The sequence below is a fragment of the Mycobacterium sp. IDUB_3 genome (genome assembly GCF_055419585.1).
Window position 1 is genome coordinate 3,492,791 of sequence record NZ_JBVAXZ010000001.1, and the last position, 26,386, is coordinate 3,519,176.

Sequence of the window (26,386 nt, forward strand, 5' to 3'; positions counted from 1 at the left end):
TCACAGGCATCATGCCGGGGCGAGGTGGGGCACCCCCGGCCGCACTGGGGGTGCCGCCCGCTTGCGGGGGACGGTGAGGGGGCGAGGCGTGCTAGACGATCCGCCGCGACGCCAGAAGGCGCGCGGTGACGGCCAGAGGGGGCAGCGGTGACTTCATCGTCGACAAGTCGGCGGGGTCCCTACTTGGTCAGCTATGTACGCGACCAACTGGAGACGCCCCTGACGCTTGTCGGGGGATTCTTCCGGATGTGCGTGCTCACCGGAAGGGCGCTGTTCCGCTGGCCGTTCCAGTTCCAGGAGTTCATCCAGCAATGCTGGTTCATCATGCGGGTGGCGTTCCTGCCGACCATCATGGTGTCGATCCCACTGACCGTGCTGCTGATCTTCACGCTCAACGTCCTGCTCGCCCAGTTCGGCGCGGCCGACCTGTCCGGCGCCGGCGCCGCGATCGGCGCCGTCACCCAGCTCGGCCCACTGACCACGGTGCTGGTGGTCGCCGGCGCCGGCTCGACCGCGATCTGCGCGGACCTGGGTGCCCGCACCATCCGCGAAGAGATCGACGCGATGGAAGTGCTCGGCATCGACCCGATCCACCGGCTGGTGGTGCCCCGCGTGATCGCCGCGACCCTGGTCGCCACCCTGCTCAACGGCCTGGTGATCACCGTCGGCCTGGTCGGCGGCTACCTGTTCGGCGTCTACCTGCAGAACGTGTCGGGCGGCGCCTACCTGGCCACCCTTACGACCATCACCGGCCTGCCCGAGGTCATCATCGCGACGATCAAAGCCGCCGTCTTCGGCCTGATCGCCGGCCTGGTCGGCTGCTACCGCGGCCTGACCGTGCGCGGCGGCTCCAAGGGCCTTGGCACCGCGGTCAACGAGACCGTCGTGCTCTGCGTCGTCGCGCTCTACGCCGTCAATGTGGTGCTGACCACCATCGGCGTGCGGTTCGGGACGGGGCACTGACATGTCGACTTCCGCCGTCTTTCGCGCCCGCTTCCCGCGCGCGGCCGAGAACCTCAACCGCTACGGCCTCGCCGCGGCCCGCGGCCTCGACGACATCGGCCAGATGGCGTGGTTCGGCACCGTCGCCGTCGGCCACATCCCGCACGCGCTGCGCAACTACCGCAAAGAGACCCTGCGACTGATCGCCCAGATCGGCATGGGCACCGGCGCCATGGCGGTCATCGGGGGCACCGTCGCCATCGTCGGCTTCGTGACGCTGTCCGGTAGCTCGCTGGTCGCCATCCAGGGTTTCGCCTCGCTGGGCAACATCGGTGTCGAGGCGTTCACCGGCTTCTTCGCCGCGCTGATCAACGTGCGCATCGCCGCGCCCGTCGTCACCGGCATCGCCATGGCCGCCACGGTCGGCGCCGGCGCCACGGCGGAGCTGGGCGCCATGCGCATCAGCGAGGAGGTCGACGCCCTGGAAGTGATGGGCATCAAATCGATCTCGTTCTTGGCGTCCACCCGCATCATGGCCGGGCTGGTCGTGATCATCCCGATCTATTCCATGGCGATCATCATGACGTTCCTGTCCCCACAGATCACCACGACGGTGATCTACGGACAGTCGAACGGCACCTACGAGCACTACTTCCGCACGTTCCTGCGTCCCGACGACGTGTTCTGGTCGTTCCTGGAGGCGATCATCATCACCGCGGTCGTGATGATCACCCACTGCTTCTACGGCTACAACGCCGGCGGTGGGCCGGTCGGTGTGGGTGAGGCCGTCGGCCGCTCGATGCGCTTCTCACTGGTGTCCGTCCAGGTTGTCGTGTTGTCCGCCGCGTTGGCGCTGTACGGCGTCAACCCCAACTTCGCGCTCACGGTGTAACCGCCATGTCCCGACCGATCCAGACCAACGCCCCGCGGACGCCGCCGTACAAACTGGCCGGCGTCGCGATCCTCGTCGTCGGCGCGCTCGCGCTGGCGCTGATCTACGGCCAGTTCCGGGGCAACTTCACGCCTAAGACCCAGCTGACCATGCTGGCGTCGCGGGCCGGGTTGGTGATGGATCCGGGTTCGAAGGTGACCTATAACGGGGTGGAGATCGGCCGGGTGGGGTCGATCTCGGAGACCGTGCGGGACGGGAAGCCGGCCGCCAAGTTCACCCTCGAGGTCTATCCGCGATACCTGAAGCTGATCCCGTCCAACGTCAACGCCGACATCAAGGCGACGACGGTGTTCGGCGGTAAATACGTGTCGTTGACGACGCCGGCCAACCCGTCTCCGCAGAAGATCTCGACGCACACGGTGATCGATGCACGGTCGGTGACCACCGAGATCAACACGCTGTTCCAGACGATCACCTCGATCGCGGAGAAGGTGGATCCGGTCAAGCTGAATCTGACGCTGAGCGCGGCGGCACAGTCGTTGACGGGGTTGGGGGAGAAGTTCGGCCAGTCGGTGACGAACGCGAATGCGTTGCTGGATGATGTGAATCCGCAGCTGCCGCAGGCGCGCAAGGACATTCAGGGGCTGGCGGCGCTGGGGGATACGTATGCGAACGCCTCGCCGGATCTGTTCGACTTTTTGAATAATGCGGTGATCACCTCGCGCACGATCAACGCCCAGCAGAAGGATCTGGATCAGGCGTTGTTGTCGGCGGCCGGTTTCGGCAACACCGGGGCGGAGCTGTTCAACAAGGGTGGGCCGTATCTGGCCCGCGGCGCCGAAGACCTCGTCCCGACCGCGCAGCTGCTGGACACCTACAGCCCCGAGCTGTTCTGCACCGTGCGCAACTACCACGATATCGAGCCCAAGGCCGCCTCGTTCCTGGGCGGCAACGGCTATTCGCTGGTCGCCCACACCCAGGCGCTGTCAGGGTTGGGCTTGGTTGCGAACCCCCTGTCGCTGGTCGCCGTCGCCGCGCTCACGATGGGGCTCGGCGGAGCCGCCGGCCTGATCGGCGGCGCGCCCAACCCCTACGTCTACCCGGAGAACCTGCCGCGGGTGAACGCGCGCGGCGGCCCCGGCGGCGCGCCGGGCTGCTGGCAGCCGCTCACCCACGACCTGTGGCCCGCACCGGAGTTGGTGATGGACTCCGGCAACAGCCTCGCGCCGTACAACCACCTGGACACCGGATCGCCGTACGCGATCGAGTACGTCTGGGGACGCCAGGTAGGGGATAACACGATCAACCCATGAAAATCACCGGAACCATTGTCAAACTCAGCATCTTCTCGGTGGTGCTGCTGATCTTCACCGTGATGATCATCGTGGTGTTCGGTCAGATGCGCTTCGACCGCACCAACGCTTACTCGGCAGAGTTCACCAACGTCAGCGGCTTGCGCGCGGGCCAGTTCGTCCGCGCGTCGGGGGTCGAGGTCGGGAAGGTCGACACGGTGGAGTTGGCCGACGGCGGCAAGCGGGCGCGGGTGAAATTCAACGTCGACCGCTCGGTGCAGCTGTACCAGTCGACGACCGCCCAGATTCGCTACCTCGACCTGATCGGTAACCGCTACCTGGAGCTCAAGCGCGGTCAAGGCGAAGGCGCTGACAAGGTCCTGCCGGCCGGCGGGTTCATTCCGCTGGCGCGCACCCAGCCGGCGCTCGACCTCGACGCATTGATCGGTGGGTTCAAACCGCTGTTCCGGGCGCTGGACCCGCAGAAGGTCAACACCATCGCCAGCGCTCTGATCACCGTCTTCCAGGGCCAGGGCGGCACCATCAACGACATCCTTGACCAGACCGCGCAGCTGACCAGCCAGCTCGGTGAGCGCGACCAGGCGATCGGCGAGGTCATCAAGAACCTGAACATCGTGCTGGACACGACGGTTCGGCATCGCCAGCAGTTCGACCAGACCATCAACAACCTCGAGGTGTTGATCACCGGTCTGAAGGACCACAAAGACCAGCTGGCCGACGGAACCGCGCACATCAGCAATGCCGCCGGGACGGTTGCCGACCTGCTGGCCGAGGATCGCGGCCTGCTGCACAAGACGATCAACTACCTGGACGCGGTGCAGCAGCCGCTGATCGACCAGCAAGACCAACTACAGGACTACCTCAAGAAGGTGCCGACGGCGTTGAACATGATCGGGCGCGCCATCGGCTCCTACGGGGACTTCGTGAACTTCTACGCCTGCGACATCACCCTGAAGATCAACGGTCTGCAGGCCGGTGGCCCGGTCCGCACGGTCCGGCTGTTCCAGCAGCCGACGGGTAGGTGCACGCCGCAATGAGAACACTGGAACCACCCAACCGGATCCGCATCGGGCTGATGGGCATCGTCGTGACGGTGCTCGTGATCGGCGTCGGCCAAAGCTTCACCAGTGTCCCGATGTTGATGGCCAAACCGCACTACTACGGGCAGTTCAGCGACACCGGCGGCCTCAGCAAAGGTGACAAGGTGCGCATCGCGGGCGTGGACGTCGGCAAGGTGGAGGGCCTCAAGATCGACGGCGACCACATCGTGGTCCAATTCAACGCCGGCACCGCAACATTCGGCACCGAGAGCCGGATCGCGGTCAAGACCGACACCATCCTCGGAAAGAAGGTCCTCGAACTGGAGGCGCGCGGCAACCAGCCGCTGCGGCCGGGCGCGACATTGCCGATCGGCCAAAGCACCACGCCCTACCAGATTTACGACGCCTTCTTCGACGTCACCAAGGCCGCCCAGGGCTGGGACATCGACACCGTCAAGCAGTCGCTGCACGTGCTGTCGCAGACCATCGACCAGACCTATCCGCACCTGAGCCCGGCGCTGGAAGGCGTGGAGAAGTTCTCGGACACCATCGGCAAGCGCGATGAAGAGGTCAAGCACCTACTCGCCCAGGCCAACCAGGTGGCGGGCATCCTCGGTAATCGCAGCGAGCAGATCGACCGATTGCTGGTCAACACGAAGACGTTGCTGGCCGCGTTCAACGAACGCGGCCAGGCCATCAACGCGCTGCTGGGCAACATTGCGGCGTTCTCCGAACAGGTCAAGGGCCTGATCAACGACAACCCGAACCTGAACCACGTGCTGGAGCAGCTGCGCACGGTCAGCGACATCCTGGTGCAGCGCAAAGACGACCTGGCCAACGGTTTCACCGAGGTCGGCAAGTTCCTGCCGTCCCTGAACGAGGCCATCGCCTCGGGACCGTTCTTCAAGGTGGTCCTGCACAACCTGGCCCTGTACCAGATTTCGCAGCCGTGGGTCGACGCCGCCTTCAAGAAGCGCGGCATCGATCCGGAGAACTTCTGGCGCGGTGCCGGTCTGCCGGAATACCGCTGGCCCGATCCGAACGGGACGCGGTTCCCCAACGGTGCGCCGCCGCCGGCGCCGCCGGTGCTCGAGGGCACGCCCGATCACCCGGGTCCGGCCATCCCGCCGGGATCGCCGTGCTCGTATACGCCGGCCAATCCGGGCGGCAATGTCACCGTCGGGGACGAAGGTCTGCCGCGGCCGTGGAATCCGTTGCCGTGTTCGGGTGCGGCGTCGGGCCCGTTCGGTGGGCCGGGCTTCCCGGCTCCGGTCGACGTGATGACGTCGCCGCCGAACCCCGCGGGTCTGCCGCCGACGCCGGGCATCCCGATCGCGGGCCGGCCGGGTGACCCGCCGCCCGACGTGCCGGGCACACCGGTGCCGTTGCCGGCGCAGGCACCCCCGGGTGCGCGCACCGAGAACCTCGCACCGGCCGGACCACCGCCGCCGCCATCGACGTTCGCGCCGGGATTCCCGCCGGGGCCCGCGGCGCCGCCCGGACCGGGCAACCAACTGCCGGCACCGTTCATCAACCCCGGCGGAGCCGGAGGCAGTGGCGCAGCGGGGGGAGGTAGCCAGAATTGAGCACCATCTTTGACATCCGCAACCTGCGGCTGCCGAGGCTGTCTCGGGCATCGGTGATCATCGGATCGCTGGTGGTGATCCTGGCGCTGGTCGTCGGCTACGTCGGCTGGCGGCTGTACGAGAAGCTGACCACCAACACCGTGGTGGCCTATTTCCCGGCGGCCAACGCGCTGTACCCGGGCGACAAGGTCCAGATCATGGGTCTGCGGGTGGGCGCGATCGACAAGATCGAGCCGGTCGGCGACAAGATGAAGGTCACCTTCCACTACGAGAACCAGTACCGGGTTCCGGCCAACGCCTCGGCGGTCATCCTCAACCCCACCCTGGTGGCGTCGCGGGCCATCCAGCTGGAGCCGGCCTACAAGGGCGGGCCCGTGCTGGCCGACAACGCGGTGATCCCCGAAGAGCGCACCCAGGTGCCGGTGGAGTGGGACCAGCTGCGCAACAGCATCACCAACATCATCTCCAAGCTCGGCCCGACACCCGAACAGCCGAAGGGCCCGTTCGGTGAGGTCATCGAGTCGTTCGCCAACGGGCTGGCCGGCAAGGGCAAGCAGTTCAACGCCACGCTGACCAGCCTGTCGCAGGCGCTGACCGCGCTGAACGAGGGTCGCGGCGACTTCTTCGCGGTGGTGCGCAGCCTGGCGCTGTTCGTCAACGCGCTGCACAACGACGACCAACAGTTCGTGGCGCTCAACCAGAACCTGGCGGACTTCACCACCCGGCTCGCGCACTCCGACACCGACCTGGCCAACGCGATCGAGCAGTTCGACAGCCTGCTCACCACCGTCCGCCCGTGGCTGGACCAGAACCGCGGCGTGCTGACCCACGACATCAACAACCTCGAGACGGCGACGAACGCGCTGCTGCAACCGGATCCGTTGAACGGGCTGGAGACCGCGCTGCACGTGCTGCCGACGGCCGCGGCGAACATCAACCAGATCTATCACCCGTCGCACGGTTCGGTGGTCGCCATCCCGTCGATCACCAACTTCGCGAACCCGATGCAGTTCATCTGTAGTGCGATCCAGGCCGGCAGCCGGCTGGGCTACCAGGAGTCGGCCGAACTGTGCGCGCAGTACCTCTCGCCGATCCTCGACGCGATCAAGTTCAACTACCCGCCGTTCGGGTTGAACCTGTTCAGCACCGCCGAGACGCTGCCCAAGGAAGTCGCCTACTCAGAGGATCGGCTGCACCCGCCGAACGGATACAAGGACACCACCGTCCCGGGTATCTGGGTTCCGGACACCCCGACGTCGCACCGCAATACCCAGCCGGGCTGGATCGTCGCCCCGGGCATGCAGGGCCAGCAGGTCGGGCCGATCACCGCGGGCCTGATGACGCCGGACTCGCTGGGTGAGCTGATGGGTGGACCGAACATCGCGCCCGTCCAGTCGAACCTGCAGACCCCGCCGGGCCCGCCGAACGCCTACGACGAGAACCCGATAGCGCCGGTCATCGGGCAAAACCCGCCGCAGGTCCCGATTCCGCCGCCGCCGCCAGGGCCGGAGGTGATCCCGGGTCCGGTCGCTCCGACGCCGGCGCCGGTCGCCGCGCCCGCGCCGAACGCCGGTGGCCCGGCGGCACCCGCTGACTTCGGAGGTGGCCAGTGAGGGGCAAGCTGAACCGTCGGCCCATGAGGGGGGCACTCCGGGTGATCCGCCGCCGGACCTGGCAAGGGCTGATCCTGCTGGTCGCCGCGATGGTGCTGAGCTCCTGTGGCTGGAAGGGCATCGCCAACGTCGCGATCCCGGGCGGCCCTGGCGGTGGAGGGGGGGCCATGACCATCTACGTGCAGGTGCCGGACACCCTCGCGATCAACGGCAACAGCAAGGTGATGGTCGCCGACGTCTTCGTCGGCTCGATCAAAGCCATCCAGCTGAAGAACTGGATAGCCACGCTGACGCTGGGCGTGGACAAGAACACCAAGCTGCCCAAGAACGCCACCGCCAAGATCGGCCAGACCTCGCTGCTGGGTTCGCAGCACGTCGAGCTCGCCGCACCGCCGAACCCGTCGCCCGAGCTGCTCAAGAGCGGCGACACCATCCCGTTGAAGAACTCGCAGTCCTATCCGACGACCGAGCAGACGCTGGCCAGCCTGTCGCTGATCCTGCGCGGCGGCGGCATCCCGAACCTCGAGGTGCTGCAGAACGAGGTCTACAACATCTTCAACGGCCGCGGCGACCAGATCCGGGCGCTGCTCGGCAAGCTGGACACCTTCACCCGGCAGCTCAACGAGCAGCGCGATGACATCACCCACGCCATCGACTCCACCAACCGGCTGCTGACCTATGTGGGCAGCCGCGCGGACGTCCTGGACCGGGTGCTGACCGACATCCCGCCGCTGATCAAATACTTCGCGAACAAGGACTATCAGCAGCATCTGATCAACGCCGTCGACTCGGTGGGACGCCTCAGCCAGGCGGCCGACCAGTACCTGTCGGAGGCGCGCGGTCCGCTGCACACCGACCTGCAGGCGCTGCAGTGCCCGCTGAAGGAGCTCGGCCGGGCCTCGCCGTACCTGATCGGCGCGCTGAAGCTGATCCTCACCCAGCCGTTCGACATCGACACGGTCCCGAAGATCTTCCGCGGTGACTACATCAACATCTCGTTGACGCTCGACCTGACCTACAGCGCCGTCGACAACGCGTTCCTCACCGGGACCGGTTTGTCGGGAGCCCTGCGGGCGCTCGAGCAGTCGTTCGGGCGCGATCCGGAGACCATGATCCCGGACGTGCGCTACACGCCTAACCCGAACGACGCACCGGGTGGACCGCTGGTGGAAAGGGGGGACAGGAATTGCTGACTCCCTTCATCCGACGCCAGCTGATCGCCTTCGGGATCCTGACCGTCATCTCGCTGCTCGTGCTCGGGATCTACTACCTGCAGATCCCGAGCCTGGTGGGCATCGGCCGCTACACACTGAAGGCCGAACTGCCCGCCTCCGGCGGGCTGTATCCCACGTCCAACGTCACCTATCGCGGCATCACCATCGGCAAGGTGACCGACGTCGAGCCCACCGAGCACGGCGCCCAGGCGACGATGAGCATCGACAGCCGCTACAAGATCCCGGTCGATGCCACGGCCAACGTCCACTCGGTTTCGGCCGTCGGTGAGCAGTACCTGGACCTGACCTCGAGCGGGAACCCCGGCAGGTACCTGGCCGACGGGCAGACCATCACCAAGGGAACGGTGCCCGCCGAGATCGGGCCCGCCCTGGACACGGCGAACCGCGGGCTGTCGGTGCTGCCCAAGGAGAAGCTCGGCCAGCTGCTCGACGAGACGGCGCAATCCGTCGGCGGGTTGGGCCCCAACCTGCAGCGGTTGGTCGACGCCACGCAGGCGATCGTCGGCGACTTCAAAAACCAGATGACCGACGTCAACGACATCATCCAGAACTCCGGGCCGGTGCTGGACAGCCAGGTCAAATCGGGTGACAACATCGAGCGCTGGGCACGCAACCTGAACAGGCTGGGCGCCCAGTCCGCGCAGGAGGATCAACACCTGAAGAGTCTGCTGCGCCAGGCGGCGCCGACGGCCGACCAGGTCAACTCGGTCTTCAGCGATGTCAAGGATTCGCTGCCGCAGACGCTGGCCAACCTGGAGGTCGTCTTCGACCTGCTCAAGCGCTACCACACCGGCGTCGAGCAGGTCCTGGTGTTCCTCCCGCAGGGTGCGTCGATCGCCCAGACGGTGGCCGCGCCGTTCCCGAACATGGCCGCACTGGACCTGGCGCTGTCGATCAACCAGCCGCCGCCGTGTCTGACCGGCTTCATCCCGGCCCCGGAGTGGCGGTCCCCGGCCGACACCAGCATCCAGCCGTTGCCCACGGGCACGTACTGCAAGATCCCGATGGAGACCCCGGCGAACAGTGTGCGCGGGTCGCGCAACATCCCGTGCACGGACATTCCGGGCAAACGGGCCGCAACCCCGCGGGAATGCCGCGACCCCAAGCCGTACGTGCCGGCGGGTACCAACCCCTGGTTCGGAGACCCCAACCAGACCCTGACCTGCCCCGCGCCGGCGGCGCGCTGTGACCAGCCGGTGAAGCCGGGCATGGTGATCCCCGCGCCGTCGGTGGACAACGGGCTCAACCCGGCACCCTCGGACCGGGTCGCGGGCACACCCCCGCCCACCAGCGATCCGTTGTCCCGGCCGGGGTCGGGTACCGTGCAATGCAATGGCCAGCAGCCCAACCCCTGTGTCTACAAACCCAGCGGGCCTCCCTCGGCGATCTACAGTCCCCAAAGCGGTGAACTGGTAGGGCCAGACGGAGTTAAATACTCCGTCGAGAACTCGACCAGAACAGGAGACGATGGATGGAAGGAGATGCTGGCGCCAGCCGGCTGAACCCCATCGACACGGACGATTCATTGACCACCCAGGACAAGATCGAGGATTCGGCGGCACCCGAGAACGGAGCCGAGCAAACCGGTCCGCAGGACGCTGCCGAGGACGCGGTGGAATCCACTGACGGTGCTGTCGGCACCGACACGTCCGAGTCCGACGACGCCACCGAGGAGGACGCGGAATCCGGCGAGGGTGACGCGGAGCCCGGCGAGGCCGCGGTGGCCGCACCGCGAGGCCCGTCCCGGGTGGGTCGCGGCTGGCTGGCCGCGATCGCGGCGCTGCTGGTGCTGTGCGCCCTCGGCGTCGGCGCGGGCGGCTACCTCGCGTTGTACTACCACCACCAAAGCCAGCAGATCGCCCGCAACGACGCCGCGGCGCTGAAGGCGGCGGTGGAATGCGTGTCGGCGACCCAGGCGCCGGACACCAACGCGATGACCGCGAGCGAGCAGAAGATAGTCGACTGCGGCACTGACGCCTTCCGCTCGCAGGCGCTGCTCTACACCAGCATGCTCGTGCAGGCGTATCAGGCCGCGAACATCCACGTCCAGGTGTCGGACGTGCGGGCGGCAGTCGAGCGCAACAACCCCGACGGTTCGATCGACATCCTGGTCGCGCTGCGCGTCAAGGTGGCCAGCGACCAGAACCAGAGCGAAGCGGGCTACCGGCTGCGCGTGAAGATGGCCTTCGCCGAGGGGCAGTACAAGATTTCCAAGCTCGACCAGGTGACGAAGTGACGGTGGTGGTCGAACAGACTGCGCCCACGGCAATCCAGGAGTCACCGCGGGAAGCCATGGCGCCCTGGCATTCTCGCGTTCGCGCCTTCGCCGTCGACGTGCTGCCTGGCCTCGCGGTGATCGTCACGATGGCGTTCGTGTTGCGTACCGTGCCGGCCCACGGCGCGTGGTGGTGGCTGGCCATCTCCGTACTCGGCATCGGCACGCTGCTGGTATTGGTAAACCGCCTGCTGCTGCCGGTGATCACCGGCTGGAGCCTGGGCCGCGCGCAGGTGGGTATCGCGGTGACCCGACGCACCGGTGACGCGCCCGGCCCGTGGACCCTGCTGCTCCGAGACGTCGCCCACCTGCTCGATACCGTCTCGATCGTGGGATGGCTTTGGCCCCTGTGGGATTCACGCCGCCGCACGTTCGCCGACATGCTGGCGCGCACCGAGGTCCGCCCCCTCGAACCGGGCACGGCGGCGCCGGCCCACATCCGGCGCTGGACCACGGGAGTGGTGTCGAGCGCGTTGGCGCTCTGCTTGGCCGGGGCCGCGATCAGCTTTTTCGTGGTGTACTCCACGGACCGGGCGACCGATCAGACCCGCGCCCAGATCGCCACGCAGGGACCGAAGATCGTCGCCCAGATGCTGACGTACGACCCCAAGTCGCTGCACGACGACTTCACCCGGGCGCTGTCGCTGGCGACCGACAAATATCGGCCCCAGCTGGCCGCCCAGCAGGACCTGGTGCAAAAGGGGCACCCGGCCATCAACGAGTACTGGGTCACCAACAGCTCGATCGAGTCGGCGAGCCCGGACCGGGCGACGATGCTGCTGTTCATGCAAGGCCGCCGCGGCATCGGGCCTGAGCAGCGCTACATCAGCGCCACCGTGCGGGTGAACTTCGCCAAGGGCGGCGGAAACTCCTGGCGCGTCGACGATCTCAACGTGCTGACCAAGCCCAAGCAGCCGGGGGGCGGAAAATGAGCCCGCGCCGCAGGTTTGGACCCGGCGACCGGCCGCTGCTCGTCGCACGCCCGGTCGAGGCCGAGATGCGGCGGCCATGGCTGGTGCCGTTGGCCGGCACGGTCGCCGCGCTGCTGATGGTGGCGGCGATCACGGCCTGCGCGCTGATGCTCGGCTCGCATGAATCCCGGGCGCGGACCGCGTCGAAGGACCGCGAGGTGCTCACCTACGTGACCGGGTTCATGACGCAGTTCACCTCCATCGATCCCTTTCACGCCAACGACTACGTGAACCGGATCTTGGCGCAGGCGACCGGCGACTTCGCCAAGCAGTATCAGCAGAAGGCCAACGAGATCCTGCTTCAGGTCGCGCGGGCCGAACCGGCTACCGGCAGCGTCCTGGACGCCGGCCTGGAGCGATGGAACGACGACGGCAGCGTCAGCGTCATGGTGGCCACGGCGATCACCACCAAGTCGCCGGACGAAAAACAGGTATTGCAGAACGCCAATCGTTGGGCGGCAACCGCGACGCAGGAAGGGAACCAGTGGAAGATCAGCAGCCTGCAGCAGGTGATGTGACCGCCGAGGAGAACCCGGCCGCCCCCGAGACCGAGGCGGCGGGCGCGGCGGAGGGCGACGGCCCGGAGGCGCGTGACGGAAAAGACGATGCGACAACGGAATCCGATGCTGCCGAGACGGATGCGGCCGAGTCGAACGGCGCCGATGCCGAGGCCGCCGGCGAGGACGCGGAACAGACCACCGACGCGGCGCCGGCCGACGGCGCTGGGAAGAAGCGGCGGGCCGGTAAGGCCTGGGCCGTGGTCGCCGCGATCGCTGCCCTGCTGTTCGTCGGCTCCGCCGCATTCACCGGCGCGATGATGCAGCCGTACCTGGCCGATCGTGCCACCGCCGCAACGAAACTGAACGTCGCGCGGACCGCCGCAAACGCGATCACCACGCTGTGGACGTACACGCCGGAAAACATGGACACGCTCGCCGACCGGGCATCCCGCTATCTCAGCGGAGATTTCGAGGCGCAGTACCGCAAATTCGTCGATGCGATCGTGGCGCCCAACAAGCAGGCCAAGATCAGCAACAGCACCGAGGTCGCCGGCGCGGCGGTGGAGACGCTGGACGATCTCAACGCTTCGGTGATCGTCTACACCAACACGACCTCCACGAGCCCGCTGACCAAGAACGTCCCGTCACTGAAATACCTGTCGTACCGGCTGTTCCTGAAGCGGTCCGACAACCGATGGCTGGTGACCAGGATGACGACGATCACGTCCCTGGATCTGACACCAAAAGTTTAGCGGCGACGATAGGCGACGGCCCGAAATATACTGCACCGCATGGCTGTCACGTCACCGGTATCGCAACGATGGACCGTAGCAGCGTTGCTGCTGTTGACCTTCGCCACCGGGCTGGCCGACTCGATCAGCATCCTGGTCCTGGGCCACGTGTTCGTCGCCAACATGACCGGCAACGTGATCTTCCTCGGGTTCTGGCTGGCCCCGACGACCACCGTCGACCTGACCGCCGTCGCGGTCGCCCTGCCGACGTTCGTCTGCACCACGATCGTCAGCGGCCGGTTGTTCCGGCATCTCGGTGCGCGCACGCGCGCATGGATCACCACGGTGCTGACGACCGAGATCGCCCTATTGGTGGCGCTGGCCATCCTGGCGGGCGCGGGAGTGCTGCGCTATCAGGGGAATACCAAGCTGGTCATGATCGGCGTCCTCGCGGTGACGTTCGGCTTACAACACTCGAGTGCACGCCAGTTCGGCATTCAGGAGCTCTCCACCACGGTGCTGACGTCGACGATCGTCAGCCTCGGACTGGACAGCCGGCCGGCCGGGGGCACCGGGGAACGCCAGAGGTTGCGCATCGGCGTGGTTGCCACCATGTGCGCCGGCGCCTTGTTCGGCGCGACGATGTCCAGATATGTGATCGCCCCGGTGTTCGTGGTCGCGGCGGCGGTGATAGCGGCGAGCCTGCTGATCTTCCGGCTGGGCCCGTCGGTCACGAAAACCGCTGCGGCCGTTGCTAGTTGAACGCCAGCCAGCTGGGCAGCGCGCGCTCGTGTGAATCGCAGAGCACCTGGCGGGTGTCGCACGATCCGCGCGGTGATCCCGCGCCGGCCCACATGCCGCCGGTGTCGCGGCGCAGCACGATGGCCGACGAGCCGCCGCCGTCGAGCAGCACGGCGTTATCGCCGCCCAGGCCGCGGAACAGGTCCTGCATGTTGTCCGGGGTGTAATTGCCGCCCTCGAAGATGTACATCTCGTCCTTTTGCCTGGCGTAGGCCAAAGCCGTTCGGGCCGCGCTGGGCCCGCCGTCGTGCAGCTGTCCGGTATTGCCGGGCGCCAACAGACCGATGCCCGAGACCGCGACGAACTTCTCGTTCTTGTTGAGCAGGTCGGCGACCACCGGAGTGGCGGCGTCGTAGTCGCTCTTTGTCCTGGGCCACACCACATATGGGGCGCCACCGGACGGCAGGATCATCGTCGACAGGGCGCTCCAGCTTTCGCCGCCACCGGACAGGCCCTGCTTGCCGGGATAGGCGGCGGTGCCGGTGACCGCCTGGTTGGCGCGGCCCTGGCCCTGGGTGTTGTCGACGAAGGCGCCCAGCGGTGAGCTGCAGCCGGTCTGGCGCCACGAGCCGCCCTTTTGGCCGCGGACGTCGAAGAAGTTGGCGTTGATCGCGATGGTCGGCTGGCCCATCCGCTGCCAGGCCTGCAGCGGGGCGTACAGCTCCGAAGCCTGCCAGAGTCCCTCACCGGTGCGCGCCGCCGGGTTGTTCTCGCAACGGGCCTGATCACCCTGGTGCGTGTCGACCAGCAGGTGCGGCGACAGGCGTCCCGCCGCGTTCTTGATGATCATCAGATGGCCGCCGTTGTTCATCTCGTACCAGCTGCCACCGGCGTTGAGCATCGGCGCGGGATGGCCCGGCCCGAAGTTGTAGACCAGGTAGGAGCCACGGGTGCTGCCGATGGCGTTGGCGAGCAGGTCGCGGCCGTCGGCGGCCCGGGCGAGGGGCTGTCCGGAGGTGACGGCCAGCGTGAAGCAGGCGACGACAGCCGCGCAGCACGCCGCCAGCCGGCGGAAGCTGGCGCGTCGGGTCAGCACGATAGCCTTTCCGCCAGGAACTAATGCAACAGAGACATCATCAGCCCCAGGAGTCACACTGTCAATTAAATAACGGTGCGGTGACGGTCGGGCTACGCGCGAATTACGCTTGCTCGCTTGAACTTTCGGGCTCGGTGGCGGCGGGTTCGGCCGGCTCCGTGACTGTCGCCTCCGGACTGGCCGGCTCGGTGTTGGCGGCCGGGGCGGCGGCCGCTTCCGGGCGCTTGCCGCGCCGCGCCTGGTGCTGCGCCTGGTGTTCCTGGGCGATCGCCAGTTCGGCCGCACCCTGAATCCGGTGAAAACCCTTGCGGTCGTACAGGTGTGTGACGACGCCGCCGAACAGCAGCCCGATGACGAGGCCGATCGTCGTCATGGTCAGCGCCTGCGTCAGGCCGGCATCGCCATGGCCGCCGAAGTACAGCAGCGACCGGGCCCCGAGGAAGACCTGGTGCATCGGCTCGAATTCGGCCAGCCAACGGAAGAAGGACGGCGTCGCCTCCAGCGGCACCGTGGCGCCTGCCGACGGCAGCCCGAGGATCACGAAGATGAGCATGCTGACCAGCATTCCGGCGGTGCCCAGCACCGAGAGCAGGGAACTGGACGTGATGCCGACCGCGGCGATCGCAAAGACGCCGAACGCCCACAGCTGCCAGCTGTGATCGATGGGCATGCCCAGCCCGTCGGCGATCGCGAGGTACACCGCCGAGGTCAGCAACCCCAGCAGCACCATCATCGCCCACTTCAGCAACAGCGTCTGAAACCTGGAGATCCTGACCTGCTCCGCGAACCGGTACACCGGCCCGAATTCGGCCGGCACATAACCGAGTAACGCGTCCACCAGCGTGCTGACCACGATGCTGCCGGTGAAGCCGGCAAGCAGCAGCAACAGCGCGTAATAGAAGGCCGACAGGCCGTTGCCGGTGCCGTTCGGCAACGGGTTGTACACGTTGGACTGGATGTCGATGGGGGCGCTCAGACCCACCTGGGCCGCCCCGGCCAGCGGTGCGCCGCCGGTTTGCGCGGCGACCTCGGCCATAACCCGTTGCCCGGCTATGCCGTTGGCCATCCCCATCGCCGTGTTGAGGGTTTGGCCGGCGATGCTCGCGCCGAGCGTTCCGGCCCGCGGATTGGTGGAGACCGTGATCGACGGCCGGTCCGCGCGCGCCGGCAGCACCGCACTGGTCGCGAAGTCCCGCAACTTCGACGAGAAGCTCGGTGGAATCAGTACCTCGCCGTACACCCGGCCGGTGTCCAGCTGGTGCTTGGCCTCGCTGCGGGAGAGCACGCGGACGTCGAACTTGTTCTTGTCCAAGCCATTGACCAGCCGGTCGGCGATCTGTGCACCCCCGGGGCCCGCGTCCTCGTTCACCACCGCGATCGGGAAATGGCGCAGGTTGGTCGTCGGGTTCAGGATGCCGCCGAGATAGAGTGCGCACAACGCCGACATCAGCGCGACGGTGATGACCAGGGGTGCCGCCCAGAACCGCACGGTGCGGATCGCTTTGATGTTCCGGTTGGGGTTGGGCGCCGCGTGCTGCGGGTGCGAGGAAGGCATGCCGACTCCTGTCTGTCGTGCCCACTCTATGGGCTGCTGCGTGTGCCCTCTATGGCCTCAGTCGCCCAGCTTCGCGTGCATCTCCCAGATCAGCAGTTCCGACGGCTCGCTCGCCGACACGCGCCGGCCGTCCGCGTCGGTGAATCGCACGGCGTCGCCCTCGTTCACCGCGCCGATCCCTTCCACGCTAACCCGGCCCCGGGCCACGAAAAGGTGCAGGTAGGGAGCCCGTGGCAGGCTCACCGCGGAACCGGCCGGCAGCCGGGTCCCGTGCAGCGCGGCGTTGCGGTTGTGCAGGGTGATCGCGGCGTCATGGGTGGACATCCCTGAGGCGATCGTCACAAGGTTGCCGGTCAGCAGCTTGTCGTCGATCTTATGCTGTTGGTAGCTCGGTGGTACACCAGCCTCGTCGGGCACCACCCACATCTGCACGAAATGAACCGGCTCACTGGGGGAGTCGTTTCGCTCGGAATGCAGGATTCCGCTGCCGGCCGACATGCGTTGCGCCAGGCCGGGATAGATCACCCCGCGATTGCCTGCGGAATCCTGATGCGACAGTTCGCCGCGCAGCACCCAGGTCACGATCTCCATGTCCCGGTGTGGGTGGGTGTCGAATCCCGTTCCCGGCGAGACGATGTCGTCGTTGTTCACCAGCAGCAGCCCGAAATGGGTGTTGTCCGGGTAGTAGTGGTCGCCGAAGGAGAAGGAGTGCCGGGAGGTCAGCCAGGGGGTGCTGGTGACGGCCCGGGTTGCCGCAGCCCTGATCTCCGTGGTGGCCGGCATCACGCCAGCCTAATCGTCAGCCGCGTCAGGTCACCGCCGCCGCGAGCAGGCCCTGGGCGTGCCGCAGCGCGGCGTCGAGTTCCGGCAGGCTCAGCCCGGTCGCGTGGCCCAGGTGGATCTCGATCTGGTACTCCGGCTGGCCGTCATGGGCGAATATCGGCAGGACCACGAATTCCGTTGTCGGCAGCTCTGTTTCGAGCACGTCGGTGACCGACTGGAGGGTAACCATCGTCATCAGCGTGGTGAGCTGGCGGGTGACCTGCGCCGTCGGCTCCAGCGAGGCCAGCACGTCGGCCAGCCGAGTGTGCAGCGACCGGTGGGTGTCGTCGAACCGCCAGGCGCCGTAGCCGCGGGCGCGGATATCTGCCAGTACCCGTTGGTGCTCGGCGATCTCGGTGCGGGTGAGCCTGGGCATCACCCGGTGCAACCACGCCTCGACGAAGTCGTGGTCACGCCAGGCCATGGCGACCAGGCCGAACGGCGGATCGATGGGGAAGCGTTGCCCCACGGCGTGCTCGCCGTCGGTGCCGTGGCCTACCGCGTCGACCGTGGTCAGATGCCGTGCGCCGATCCTCGACATCGAGCAGCCGGCGCCGAGCGTCTCGTGCAGAAAGCGCAGCGCGTCACGCCCGCGGTCCAGCAGCGGGAACTGTTCGCGCAGCCCGTGGACCAGCCCGAACAATCCGCTACCCAGCACATAGCGGCGATCGCCGCGGCGCGCCACCCAGGCCCGTCGCTCCAGTTCGGCCAGCACCAGGGCGCAGGTCGAGGTGCTGATCGCGCAGCTCTTGGCCAGCTCGGCCGAGGTCAGGCCGGACCTCGAATTCGCCAGGGCGGCAAGGACATCCATCACCCGCGCGGTGGGCGGCGACTTGAGGCCCGATTCGCCTCGCGTCTCCGCCATTGACGTATCCACCGCCGTCTCCCTACGATCCGTCCAAAATGCAAGAATATACGTCCTAATATTAGGAGACTGTCGTGCTCAAGGTGGGGGTATGGGGGCCGGGATCCATGGGTGTGATCGCCCTGCGGGGGGTGATCGACCATCCGGAGCTGGAACTGGTCGACGTCGTGGTGCACAGCGACGCGAAGGCCGGCCGCGACGCCGGGGAGTTGTGCGGGATCGCGCCGGTCGGCGTGGTGGCCACCCAGGACTCGGGGGCCCTGCTCGCCGGCGACGCCGACGTTGTGGTGTATGCCGCCGGCGCCAACCTACGGCCGCTCGATGCCGCGGCCGACATGATTTCGATCCTGCGGTCCGGCAAGAACGTCGTGTCCTGCTCGGTCGTGCCGCTGGTCTTTCCCGACGGGCTTGACGCCGCCTTCACCGCCCCGCTGCGGCAGGCTGCGCTCGACGGGGGTGTGTCGTTCTTCACGACCGGCATCGACTCCGGGTTCGCCAATGACGTGCTGCCACTGGTGCTTACCGGCGTTTCCCGGGTGATCGAGTCGGTGCGGGTCACCGAGATGTTCAACTACGCGACCTATCCGGATGAGTCGGCCGTCTACGAGATCCTCGGCTTCGGCAAGCCGCCGGAATATCAGGCGTTCGCGGCGCAGCCCGGAATATTCACCTTCGCCTGGGGGCCCGTTCTGCACCAACTCGCCGCGGGTCTGGGCGTCAAGGTCGACAGCATCGAGGAGAGCAACGAGCGGATTCCCGCCACCGAGTCCTTCGACACCCCCACCGGACACATCAGCGCCGGAACCATCGCCGCGATGCGCTCCACGCTTACCGGTTATGTCGACGGGAAGCCGACTTTCGTGGTCGACCACGTGACGCGGATGCGCGACGACATCGCCCCCGACTGGCCGCAGCCGCACATCTCGATCCCGCCGAAGGACCTCGGCTACGGGCTGGCCTCCGGGCAGGGGCTGTACCGCGTGGAGATCGAGGGATCGCCGAGTATGCGCTGCGAATTCGAGATGGCCGAAGACCACGACCACGATTTGGGGGCGCGCATCGCGGGCGCCTCGCGGATGGTGAACGCCATCCCGGCGGTGTGCGCGGCCCCGCCCGGTCTGCTGTCGGCACTGGACCTGCCGATGGTCACCGGGGCCGGATTGGTCCGGCCGGTGCAGGGGCCGCCGCCGGACAGCCGGCTGTTCTAGGCCGGCGACGGCGAGCGCCGGAACGGCGCGAGTGAGGAGTCGGGCAGTCGGACTTAGGCCGGCGACGGCGAGCGCCGGAACGGCGCGAGTGAGGAGTCGGGCAATCGGACCTAGGCCCGCCCGCCGGGATACGTTGCGGCGGCGAGCTGCAGGATCTCGGCGCGGTCGGCCTCCAGGATGAACCCGGCGCCGATCGCCCCGTCCAGTGCCGCGGTGAAGCTTTCCAGGTATTGCGTGCTGCCACCGGGATAGAGGCGCTGAATCGTGTTAGCGTCGAACAGCTCTCCGGAGCCGAAGATCGCTGACATGATGCTCTCTTCGCCGCCCAAGCCCGAGGTCCTGGCGATCGGCACGTCCACCCAAGGGGTCCTGATGCCGCCGCGGGCGAGCCCGTTGCCATCCGGAACGGGTTGCGGCCCTGAGCCTTCGCGGACCTCGAGCGGGTCCGCGCGCGGGGGGGCTTCGCCGGTGGCGACCCAGGTGTTCAGCGCCGCGAGCGCCGCCTGCACCACGTAGTGGTGCTGCGGGCCGAAGTTGATGTTGTGCGTCAGTTGCTGGCCCATCAAGACGTTGGTCGGGGTGTAGCCGGCCGCGATGGTTTCGAGCGGCGCCGAGCCGCTGTCGATGAACGCGACCTGGATCGTGTAGTTGTCGGCGTGGGCGGCACCGGCGATCTCCCAGACCCGCAGCCGCTCGTTGTCCGGTTGCCTGGCGAAGTAGTAGCCCTCGCGCGGTCCGCCGAAAACGTCGGTCTCGGTGATGACCGTCAGCAACGGGACGCGTAGTTCCGGGCGGAACGTAACCGCCTGGGGCGCAGGCGATTCTTCGAAGATCGAGGTGCCGTCCAGCGGCGCGGCCGTGCCGAACCGGGAGTGGACCAGGAATCCGTCGTAGCGGGGGGCCAGCGGATCGACGGCGTTGATGTAGGTGGTGAGGAACATCGCGGACTGGGATTCGCCCACTGCGATGACGCGTTGCGCGGCCAGGTCGCGCAGGATCGCGCCGTGTTCGCCACCTTTGATGAGCGCGCCGATGTGGGAGAAGATATCGTAGGAGAACGCGTCACCCGGGTGGTGCAGGCTGGCATACCGTTGCGGGTCTTGGCTTTTCAGTGACATGTCTGCGCCGAGCAGGCTTGCGCCGCCCTCGACCCCCACCCGCTGGGCCGAGACCGCGACGTAGGCGTAACCGGAGCGCAGGATTTCGCGGTGCGTCATCATCCATACCGCAGCGGCGTCGATGCCACCGCTCACGTTGAGCCATTCCACGAGCACCGTCCCGTTGAACCGGTCCTGGTCGGACGGCGTCAACGCCACGATTCGGGTGGTGTAATCGGCTGTGCCCGAAGGAGTTACGTCCCAACGGCCATCGGGGCCCAGCTCACTGACCGGTGCATAGCGGCAGGCCGTGGCGGAGACGAAGAACTCCTCGGCGACGTAGCCCACCTCAGCCAGGTCGAAAGCGCTCAGCAGCAGCGCCGGCTTGCCGGGGACGGGCGTCACCTGGGTGATGTTCGTCATGAAAGCGACCTTCTCACCTCATGTCCGCGGACAGCGAACCGGGCAGCCCGAACTTGGCGAACAAGCTGTCGTCGAGGAAGGCAACCACGTGGGACACCTTGCCGCCCTGCACATCCAGGACGTGCAGTTGAAAGGGCGCATGCACGTCGCCGGCGCGCATGTACATGGCCGCGGCGAGCTGGCCGTTGGCGATCAGCGGCAGCATGCGCATGTCCCCGCCGCCCTCCGCCGGGCACTGCTGGTGAATGAGGGTGACGATGGTGCCCGCGCCCTGATACCAGCCGGTGTACGGCGGCATCTCCCAGATCGCCTCGGCGGTGAACAGGTCGACCAGCCGATCGATGTCGTAGGTTTCGAACGCGGCGATGTAGCGTGCCAGCAGGTCCTGGGCCTCGGCCGAATCCGGCTGCACCAATGGGTCTTCGGAGCTGGGGCCGGCGGTTTCGAGCTGGTTGCGGGCCCGCTGCAGCAGGCTGTTGACGGCGGTGGTGGTGGTGCCGACCGCGTCGGCCACCTCGGCGGAGCGCCATCCCAACACGTCGCGCAGCAGCAGTACCGCCCGTTGCCGGGGCGGGAGGTATTGCAGCGCAGCGACAAACGCCAACCGCACCGACTCCCGCGACCCCACGACGACGGACGGATCGGCGGGATGCTCGGTCAATTCCGGTAGCGGTTCCAGCCACGGCACCTCGCGTCGCTCCACCAGTTCGGCGTTCGGGTCCGAGCTCGGGCCGCCCAGGCCCACCGGCAACGGCCTGCGCTGACGCCCCTCCAGCGCGGTCAGGCAGGTGTTGGTGGCGATGCGATGTAGCCAGGTCCGCATCGAGGACTTGCCTTCGAAACGGTCGTACGCCTTCCAGGCCCGCAGCAGGGTCTCCTGCACCAGGTCCTCCGCGTCGTGCAGGGAGCCGGTCATTCGGTAGCAGTGGGCCAGCAGTTCGCGCCGATACGGTTCTGCGTGCGCGGAGAAATCCGCGCCGGCCACCGGGTCACCTTCGGAGTTCTGCGCGAGAAGGCTCATCCGCATGAGCCTACGCAGTGTCTGGGGGCACGTCGCGCATCAGCAGCCATTACGCTGCCCGTAATGACTAGGACCTCCGAGTGAACCGCACCGAACGCAGTTTCGACGGGTTCGGCGGTGTGCGCATCGTCTACGACGTCTGGACACCCGACACTGCACCGCGGGCGGTCCTGGTGCTGTCACACGGTCTCGGGGAGTACGCCCGCCGCTACGATCACGTCGCGAAGCGCTTCGGCGAGGCGGGCCTGGTCACGTACGCGTTGGACCATCGCGGGCACGGCCGCTCCGGCGGTAAGCGGGTGCTGGTGCGCGACATCCACGAGTACACCGCCGACTTCGACACCCTGGTCGGCATCGCCACCCGCGAACACCACGGCCTCAAGTGCATTGTGTTGGGGCACAGCATGGGCGGCGGAATCGTCTTCGCCTACGGCGTCGAACGCCCGGACAACTACGACCTGATGGTGCTATCGGGGCCCGCGGTGGCGGCCCAGGATCAGGTCTCGCCGCTGCTGGCGCTAGCCGCCAAGGTGCTCGGTGCCGTCGTGCCCGGGCTGCCGGCGCAAGAACTCGACGTCGACGCCATCTCCCGGGACCCCGCGGTCGTGGCCGCCTACAAAGACGATCCGCTGGTGTACCACGGCAAGGTGCCCGCCGGCATCGGCCGCGCGTTGCTGCAGGTCGGCGAGACCATGCCGCGGCGGGCACCGGCCCTGACGGCGCCGCTGTTGGTGGTGCACGGCGAGCAGGACCGGCTGATCTCCGTCGCGGGCAGCCGTCGCCTGGTCGAGTGTGTCGGGTCCACCGACGTCGAGTTGAAGGTGTACCCGGGGCTCTACCACGAGGTCTTCAACGAGCCTGAGCGCGAGCAGGTGCTCGATGACGTCGTCTCCTGGATCACCGCTCGGCTGTGAGGCGGGCGTGTCGGCCGGCTCCCGTATTTTGGCGCTATGACTCGCGCCGACGACGATGCAGAGCAAAGCGATGGGGAGGAGCGGCGCTATGACTGACGACAAGATGCTGGCGCGCATCGCCGCACTGTTGCGTCAGGCCGAGGGTACCGACAACACCCACGAAGCCGACGCCTTCATGTCCGCCGCGCAGCGGCTCGCGACGGCCGCCTCCATCGACCTCGCGGTGGCGCGGTCGCATTCGGCCCACCGGTCGGCGGCGCAGACGCCGACGCAGCGCACCATCACCATCGGGGCGGCGGGCTCCAAGGGGTTACGCACGTACGTACAGCTGTTCGTGCTGATCGCCGCGGCCAACGACGTGCGCTGCGACGTGGCCTCGAATTCGACGTTCGTGTACGCCTACGGGTTCGTCGAGGACATCGACGCCAGCCACGCCTTGTACGCCAGCCTGGTCGTCCAGATGGTTCGCGCGTCGGACGCCTACCTCGCCTCGGGCGCACATCGTCCCACGCCGACGATCACCGCCCGGCTCAACTTTCAGCTCGCGTTCGGCGCGCGCGTCGGCCAGCGACTGACCGAGGCCCGCGACCAGGCACGCCACGATGCCACCCACGACCGCCGCCGATCACCGGGCACCGCTATTGCTTTGCGGGACAAGGAGATCGAGCTGGTGGACTACTACCGCGGTGCCTCGAAGGCGCGCGGCACCTGGCAGGCCAGCCGGGCGTCGGCCGGATATTCGTCGGCGGCACGGCGCGCCGGTGACCGCGCCGGCAAGCGGGCGCGGCTGGGCAACAGCCCCGAACTCCCCGGGGCGCGGAGCGCGCTGAGCGGGTGACTGCGGGGAACTCCCCACGCCGGGATTCTCAACGCTCCAAGGTGTATGCGGCCGAGGAGTTCGTCCGGACGCTGTTCGACCGTGCCGCCCAGCACGGCTCTCAGGTGGTGGAGTTCTTCGGCACCCAGCTGACGCTGCCGCCCGAAGGGCGATTCGGATCGGTGGCGTCGGCCCAGCGCTACGTGGACGACGTGCTGGCCCTCCCGGCGGTGCGGCAACGCTGGCCGGATGTGTCACCGCTGCGGGTGCGGGGACGGCGCGCCGCCAGCGCCGCGCACTACGAAAACCACGACGGCACAGGCATTATCGCGGTTCCCGACCGGGACACCGCCGACTGGGCACTGCGCGAACTGGTGATGCTGCACGAAGTGGCGCATCATTTGTGCCAGGCCGAGCCGCCGCACGGCCCCGAGTTCGTTGCGACGATCTGTGAGCTGACGGAGCTGGTGATGGGACCGGAACTGGGGCACGTGCTGCGCGTGGTCTACGCCAAAGAGGGTGTCCGGTGAATTCTCCGTTCGGCGACGATGCGGGTCGGCCGGCGGCCCGGGGTGGGGGCACCTCCCGCTTGCGGGGGAGAGCCGGACAATCGGACCCCGAAGCGCGGGCGCGCGAGGTCGAAGAGCAGATGACCGACGACGAGCGGTTCGCGCTGCTCGTCTCGGTGATGGGGGCCGGCGATATGTGGCCCGTGCGCGACGAGCGCATCCCCCCGGACGCGCCGATGAGTGCGGGATACGTGCCGGGGGTTCCCCGCCTCGGGGTGCCTGCGCTGCTGATGAGCGATGCCGGGCTGGGCGTCACCAATCCCGGGTTCCGCGCGGGCGATACCGCCACCGCGCTGCCCGCGGGCCTGGCGCTTGCCGCCAGTTTCAATCCGTCGCTGGCCCGGGCCGCGGGCGAGGTGATCGGCCGGGAGGCGCGCAGTCGCGGGTTCAACGTGCAGCTCGCCGGCGCGATGAACCTGGCCCGCGACCCGCGCAACGGCCGCAATTTCGAATACCTTTCCGAGGACCCGCTGTTGACCGCCACGATGGCCGCCGAGTCGGTCGAGGGTATCCAGCGCCAGGGCGTCATCTCGACGGTCAAGCACTACTCGCTGAACTGCAACGAAACCAATCGGCACTTCCTGGACGCGGTCATCGATCCCGACGCCCACCGCGAATCCGACCTGCTGGCATTCGAATTGGCGATCGAGCGCTCGCAACCCGGCGCCGTGATGACCGCCTACAACAAGATCAACGGCGACTACGCCGCGGCGAACGCCGTCTTGATCAACGACGTGCTGAAAGGCGCGTGGGGGTACCGCGGGTGGGTGATGTCGGATTGGGGTGCCACGCCGAGCTGGCAGTGTGCCCCGGCCGGCCTCGATCAGGAGTGTGGGGCCCAGATCGACGCGCTGCTGTGGCAGGCCGAGTCCTTCGGTGCGCCGCTGCGCGACGCGCACGCCGACGGCAGGCTGACCGCGGAGCGTCTGTCGGACATGGTTCGCCGGATCCTGCGATCCATCTTCGCCGTCGGTGTCGACCGCGTCGACGCGGCACCGGAACCGGACCTGGCCTCGCACAACGAGATCGCGCTGGACATAGCGCGGCAGGGAACGGTGTTGTTGGCCAACCGGGGCCTGTTGCCGCTGGCGGCCGCCCGGATCGCCGTCATCGGCGGGTACGCGCACGTGGGTGTGCCGGCCGGATTCGGTTCGAGCGCCGTCGTTCCGCCGGGCGGGTACGCGGGCGTGGTGCCGATCGGTGGCTCGGGCCTGGAGGCCGGGATGCGCAACCTGTACCTGCTGCCGTCGAGTCCGCTGGAGGAGTTGCGAAAACTGCTCCCGCAGGCCCAGATCGAGTTCGATCCCGGCGCTAGTACGGCCGAGGCGGTGCGGGCGGCACGTACGGCCGACATCGCGATCGTGGTCGCGGTCCGCGCGGAGGGCGAGGGTTTCGACGCCGTCGACCTCTCGCTGCCGTGGGGCCAGGACGAGCTGATCGCGTCGGTCGCGGCCGCCAACCCCAACACCGTGGTGGTGTTGCAGACCGGCAATCCGGTATCGATGCCCTGGCGCGACTCGGTGAATGCCGTTGTGCAGGCGTGGTTTCCGGGCCAGGACGGCGGCCGGGCCATCGCGGAGATCCTCACCGGGGCGGTGAATCCCTCCGGTCGGTTGCCGATCACCTTTCCGGTTGACCTCGCCCAGACACCGCGCCCGCAGCTGCCCGGCGCCGCCGAAGCGTGGGGGACACCGACCACAATTGACTACGTCGAGGGAGCCGACGTCGGCTACCGCTGGTTCGCCAGACATCGTCATGACCCGATGTTCGCGTTCGGTCATGGATTGTCCTACACCAGGTTTGACTACCGCGACCTGGTGGTCACCGGCGGAGAAACCATCAGCGCCAGTTTCAGCGTCGCCAACGTCGGCGACCGCGCCGGGGCCGATGTAGCGCAGCTGTACCTGACGGCAGCCGCCGGTGAACCGTGTTTACGGCTGCTGGGATTCGTGCGGGTGGATCTTGCGCCGGGTGGGACTCGCCGGGTGACCGTCGAGGCGGACCCGCGACTGCTCGCCCGCTATGACGGCAGCGCCACGAGTTGGCGGATCCGTCCGGGTGCCTATACGGCCGCGGTGGGCACGTCGGCGATCGCGATGCGGCTGGAAGCGGCGGTCGAGCTGGCCGGCCGTACGTTCGGGCGATAGGCCACAGGGGCTT

The 26,386-nt window shown here is 67.7% G+C and carries 23 protein-coding genes and 1 pseudogene; 18 read left to right on the forward strand and 6 right to left on the reverse strand.

Features of this window, described 5'->3' with window-relative positions; translation table 11 throughout:
- Positions 1-147 precede the first annotated feature (147 nt).
- Genes ACZYVJ_RS16195 through ACZYVJ_RS16255 form a run of 13 tightly spaced genes read left to right on the forward strand, consistent with a single transcriptional unit; the run spans position 148 to position 13,860 of the window.
- Complete coding sequence (locus ACZYVJ_RS16195) at positions 148-963, forward strand: MlaE family ABC transporter permease (protein ID WP_463831954.1); 816 nt, start codon at positions 148-150, stop codon at positions 961-963.
- Between the two features lies 1 nt (position 964).
- Positions 965-1,834 (forward strand): ABC transporter permease, encoded by an 870-nt coding sequence (locus tag ACZYVJ_RS16200; protein WP_463831955.1) that lies wholly within the window; start codon positions 965-967, stop codon positions 1,832-1,834.
- A gap of 5 nt (positions 1,835-1,839) precedes the next feature.
- Positions 1,840-3,147 (forward strand): MCE family protein, encoded by a 1,308-nt coding sequence (locus ACZYVJ_RS16205; RefSeq protein ID WP_463831956.1) that lies wholly within the window; start codon positions 1,840-1,842, stop codon positions 3,145-3,147.
- Positions 3,144-4,184 (forward strand): virulence factor Mce family protein, encoded by a 1,041-nt coding sequence (locus ACZYVJ_RS16210; RefSeq protein WP_463831957.1) that lies wholly within the window; start codon positions 3,144-3,146, stop codon positions 4,182-4,184. Before ACZYVJ_RS16205 ends, ACZYVJ_RS16210 begins: the two co-directional genes overlap by 4 nt.
- Positions 4,181-5,773 carry a virulence factor Mce family protein gene (locus tag ACZYVJ_RS16215; RefSeq protein ID WP_463831958.1) on the forward strand — a complete coding sequence of 531 codons (1,593 nt, stop codon included), beginning with the start codon at positions 4,181-4,183 and terminating at the stop codon, positions 5,771-5,773. Before ACZYVJ_RS16210 ends, ACZYVJ_RS16215 begins: the two co-directional genes overlap by 4 nt.
- Positions 5,770-7,386, forward strand: coding sequence for a virulence factor Mce family protein (locus ACZYVJ_RS16220; RefSeq protein WP_463831959.1), 1,617 nt, complete (start codon positions 5,770-5,772; stop codon positions 7,384-7,386). Before ACZYVJ_RS16215 ends, ACZYVJ_RS16220 begins: the two co-directional genes overlap by 4 nt.
- Positions 7,387-7,409: 23 nt before the next feature.
- A complete protein-coding gene (locus ACZYVJ_RS16225) occupies positions 7,410-8,579 on the forward strand; it encodes a virulence factor Mce family protein (protein WP_463831960.1) in 1,170 nt (389 codons plus the stop codon).
- Complete coding sequence (locus tag ACZYVJ_RS16230) at positions 8,573-10,123, forward strand: virulence factor Mce family protein (RefSeq protein ID WP_463831961.1); 1,551 nt, start codon at positions 8,573-8,575, stop codon at positions 10,121-10,123. The genes ACZYVJ_RS16225 and ACZYVJ_RS16230 overlap by 7 nt, the downstream gene beginning before the upstream one ends.
- Positions 10,093-10,857: an Mce protein gene (locus tag ACZYVJ_RS16235; RefSeq protein ID WP_463831962.1), complete on the forward strand. Its 765-nt coding sequence runs from the start codon at positions 10,093-10,095 to the stop codon at positions 10,855-10,857. Before ACZYVJ_RS16230 ends, ACZYVJ_RS16235 begins: the two co-directional genes overlap by 31 nt.
- A complete protein-coding gene (locus tag ACZYVJ_RS16240) occupies positions 10,854-11,828 on the forward strand; it encodes an RDD family protein (protein WP_463831963.1) in 975 nt (324 codons plus the stop codon). Before ACZYVJ_RS16235 ends, ACZYVJ_RS16240 begins: the two co-directional genes overlap by 4 nt.
- Positions 11,825-12,385, forward strand: coding sequence for a mammalian cell entry protein (locus ACZYVJ_RS16245; protein ID WP_463831964.1), 561 nt, complete (start codon positions 11,825-11,827; stop codon positions 12,383-12,385). The genes ACZYVJ_RS16240 and ACZYVJ_RS16245 overlap by 4 nt, the downstream gene beginning before the upstream one ends.
- The gene (locus ACZYVJ_RS16250; RefSeq protein ID WP_463833017.1) at positions 12,352-13,119 is read left to right on the forward strand and encodes a mammalian cell entry protein; all 768 of its coding nucleotides are present in this window, start codon (positions 12,352-12,354) and stop codon (positions 13,117-13,119) included. Before ACZYVJ_RS16245 ends, ACZYVJ_RS16250 begins: the two co-directional genes overlap by 34 nt.
- Before the next feature lie 39 nt (positions 13,120-13,158).
- A complete protein-coding gene (locus ACZYVJ_RS16255; protein ID WP_463831965.1) occupies positions 13,159-13,860 on the forward strand; it encodes a YoaK family protein in 702 nt (233 codons plus the stop codon).
- Here the strand turns inward: ACZYVJ_RS16255 and ACZYVJ_RS16260 are convergent.
- Genes ACZYVJ_RS16260 through ACZYVJ_RS16275 form a run of 4 tightly spaced genes read right to left on the reverse strand, consistent with a single transcriptional unit; the run spans position 13,853 to position 18,177 of the window.
- Positions 13,853-14,992: a phosphodiester glycosidase family protein gene (locus ACZYVJ_RS16260; RefSeq protein WP_463831966.1), complete on the reverse strand. Its 1,140-nt coding sequence runs from the start codon at positions 14,990-14,992 to the stop codon at positions 13,853-13,855. The two genes, ACZYVJ_RS16255 and ACZYVJ_RS16260, sit on opposite strands and share 8 nt — an antisense overlap.
- Positions 14,993-15,038: 46 nt before the next feature.
- Positions 15,039-16,490 (reverse strand): YhgE/Pip domain-containing protein, encoded by a 1,452-nt coding sequence (locus tag ACZYVJ_RS16265; RefSeq protein ID WP_463831967.1) that lies wholly within the window; start codon positions 16,488-16,490, stop codon positions 15,039-15,041.
- 57 nt (positions 16,491-16,547) lie between these two features.
- Positions 16,548-17,273 carry a pirin family protein gene (locus tag ACZYVJ_RS16270; protein ID WP_463831968.1) on the reverse strand — a complete coding sequence of 242 codons (726 nt, stop codon included), beginning with the start codon at positions 17,271-17,273 and terminating at the stop codon, positions 16,548-16,550.
- A gap of 25 nt (positions 17,274-17,298) precedes the next feature.
- Positions 17,299-18,177 (reverse strand): helix-turn-helix domain-containing protein, encoded by an 879-nt coding sequence (locus tag ACZYVJ_RS16275; RefSeq protein WP_463831969.1) that lies wholly within the window; start codon positions 18,175-18,177, stop codon positions 17,299-17,301.
- Between the two features lie 74 nt (positions 18,178-18,251).
- Here ACZYVJ_RS16275 and ACZYVJ_RS16280 point away from each other — a divergent pair, with 74 nt between their 5' ends.
- Entirely contained in the window at positions 18,252-19,385 is a 1,134-nt protein-coding gene (locus ACZYVJ_RS16280) for an NAD(P)H-dependent amine dehydrogenase family protein (RefSeq protein ID WP_463831970.1), read from the forward strand.
- 110 nt (positions 19,386-19,495) lie between these two features.
- Here ACZYVJ_RS16280 and ACZYVJ_RS16285 read toward each other — a convergent pair whose 3' ends face one another.
- Positions 19,496-20,905 carry an alpha/beta hydrolase domain-containing protein gene (locus ACZYVJ_RS16285; protein WP_463831971.1) on the reverse strand — a complete coding sequence of 470 codons (1,410 nt, stop codon included), beginning with the start codon at positions 20,903-20,905 and terminating at the stop codon, positions 19,496-19,498.
- Between the two features lie 13 nt (positions 20,906-20,918).
- A pseudogene (locus tag ACZYVJ_RS16290) lies at positions 20,919-22,053 on the reverse strand (sigma-70 family RNA polymerase sigma factor).
- Here ACZYVJ_RS16290 and ACZYVJ_RS16295 point away from each other — a divergent pair.
- The 4 genes from ACZYVJ_RS16295 to ACZYVJ_RS16310 all read left to right on the forward strand — a co-directional run bounded on the left by ACZYVJ_RS16295 (position 22,046) and on the right by ACZYVJ_RS16310 (position 26,373).
- Positions 22,046-22,840 carry an alpha/beta hydrolase gene (locus tag ACZYVJ_RS16295; RefSeq protein ID WP_234010047.1) on the forward strand — a complete coding sequence of 265 codons (795 nt, stop codon included), beginning with the start codon at positions 22,046-22,048 and terminating at the stop codon, positions 22,838-22,840. The pseudogene ACZYVJ_RS16290 and the gene ACZYVJ_RS16295 sit on opposite strands and share 8 nt — an antisense overlap.
- Before the next feature lie 88 nt (positions 22,841-22,928).
- Positions 22,929-23,678 (forward strand): DUF2786 domain-containing protein, encoded by a 750-nt coding sequence (locus tag ACZYVJ_RS16300; protein ID WP_463831972.1) that lies wholly within the window; start codon positions 22,929-22,931, stop codon positions 23,676-23,678.
- Positions 23,675-24,187 (forward strand): TIGR04338 family metallohydrolase, encoded by a 513-nt coding sequence (locus ACZYVJ_RS16305; protein ID WP_463831973.1) that lies wholly within the window; start codon positions 23,675-23,677, stop codon positions 24,185-24,187. The genes ACZYVJ_RS16300 and ACZYVJ_RS16305 overlap by 4 nt, the downstream gene beginning before the upstream one ends.
- 119 nt (positions 24,188-24,306) lie before the next feature.
- On the forward strand, positions 24,307-26,373 hold the full coding sequence (locus ACZYVJ_RS16310; protein ID WP_463833018.1) for a beta-glucosidase: 2,067 nt from the start codon (positions 24,307-24,309) through the stop codon (positions 26,371-26,373).
- The last annotated feature ends 13 nt before the right edge of the window (positions 26,374-26,386 follow it).

Coding starts and splice junctions, on each gene's coding strand:
- ACZYVJ_RS16200 (WP_463831955.1), top strand. CDS start 965: ATGTCGACTTCCGCCGTCTTTCGCGCCCGCTTCCCGCGCGCGGCCGAG.
- ACZYVJ_RS16205 (WP_463831956.1), top strand. CDS start 1,840: ATGTCCCGACCGATCCAGACCAACGCCCCGCGGACGCCGCCGTACAAA.
- ACZYVJ_RS16210 (WP_463831957.1), top strand. CDS start 3,144: ATGAAAATCACCGGAACCATTGTCAAACTCAGCATCTTCTCGGTGGTG.
- ACZYVJ_RS16215 (WP_463831958.1), top strand. CDS start 4,181: ATGAGAACACTGGAACCACCCAACCGGATCCGCATCGGGCTGATGGGC.
- ACZYVJ_RS16225 (WP_463831960.1), top strand. CDS start 7,410: ATGAGGGGGGCACTCCGGGTGATCCGCCGCCGGACCTGGCAAGGGCTG.
- ACZYVJ_RS16235 (WP_463831962.1), top strand. CDS start 10,093: ATGGAAGGAGATGCTGGCGCCAGCCGGCTGAACCCCATCGACACGGAC.
- ACZYVJ_RS16245 (WP_463831964.1), top strand. CDS start 11,825: ATGAGCCCGCGCCGCAGGTTTGGACCCGGCGACCGGCCGCTGCTCGTC.
- ACZYVJ_RS16255 (WP_463831965.1), top strand. CDS start 13,159: ATGGCTGTCACGTCACCGGTATCGCAACGATGGACCGTAGCAGCGTTG.
- ACZYVJ_RS16265 (WP_463831967.1), bottom strand. CDS start 16,490: ATGCCTTCCTCGCACCCGCAGCACGCGGCGCCCAACCCCAACCGGAAC.
- ACZYVJ_RS16270 (WP_463831968.1), bottom strand. CDS start 17,273: ATGCCGGCCACCACGGAGATCAGGGCTGCGGCAACCCGGGCCGTCACC.
- ACZYVJ_RS16275 (WP_463831969.1), bottom strand. CDS start 18,177: ATGGCGGAGACGCGAGGCGAATCGGGCCTCAAGTCGCCGCCCACCGCG.
- ACZYVJ_RS16285 (WP_463831971.1), bottom strand. CDS start 20,905: ATGACGAACATCACCCAGGTGACGCCCGTCCCCGGCAAGCCGGCGCTG.
- ACZYVJ_RS16300 (WP_463831972.1), top strand. CDS start 22,929: ATGACTGACGACAAGATGCTGGCGCGCATCGCCGCACTGTTGCGTCAG.
- ACZYVJ_RS16310 (WP_463833018.1), top strand. CDS start 24,307: ATGACCGACGACGAGCGGTTCGCGCTGCTCGTCTCGGTGATGGGGGCC.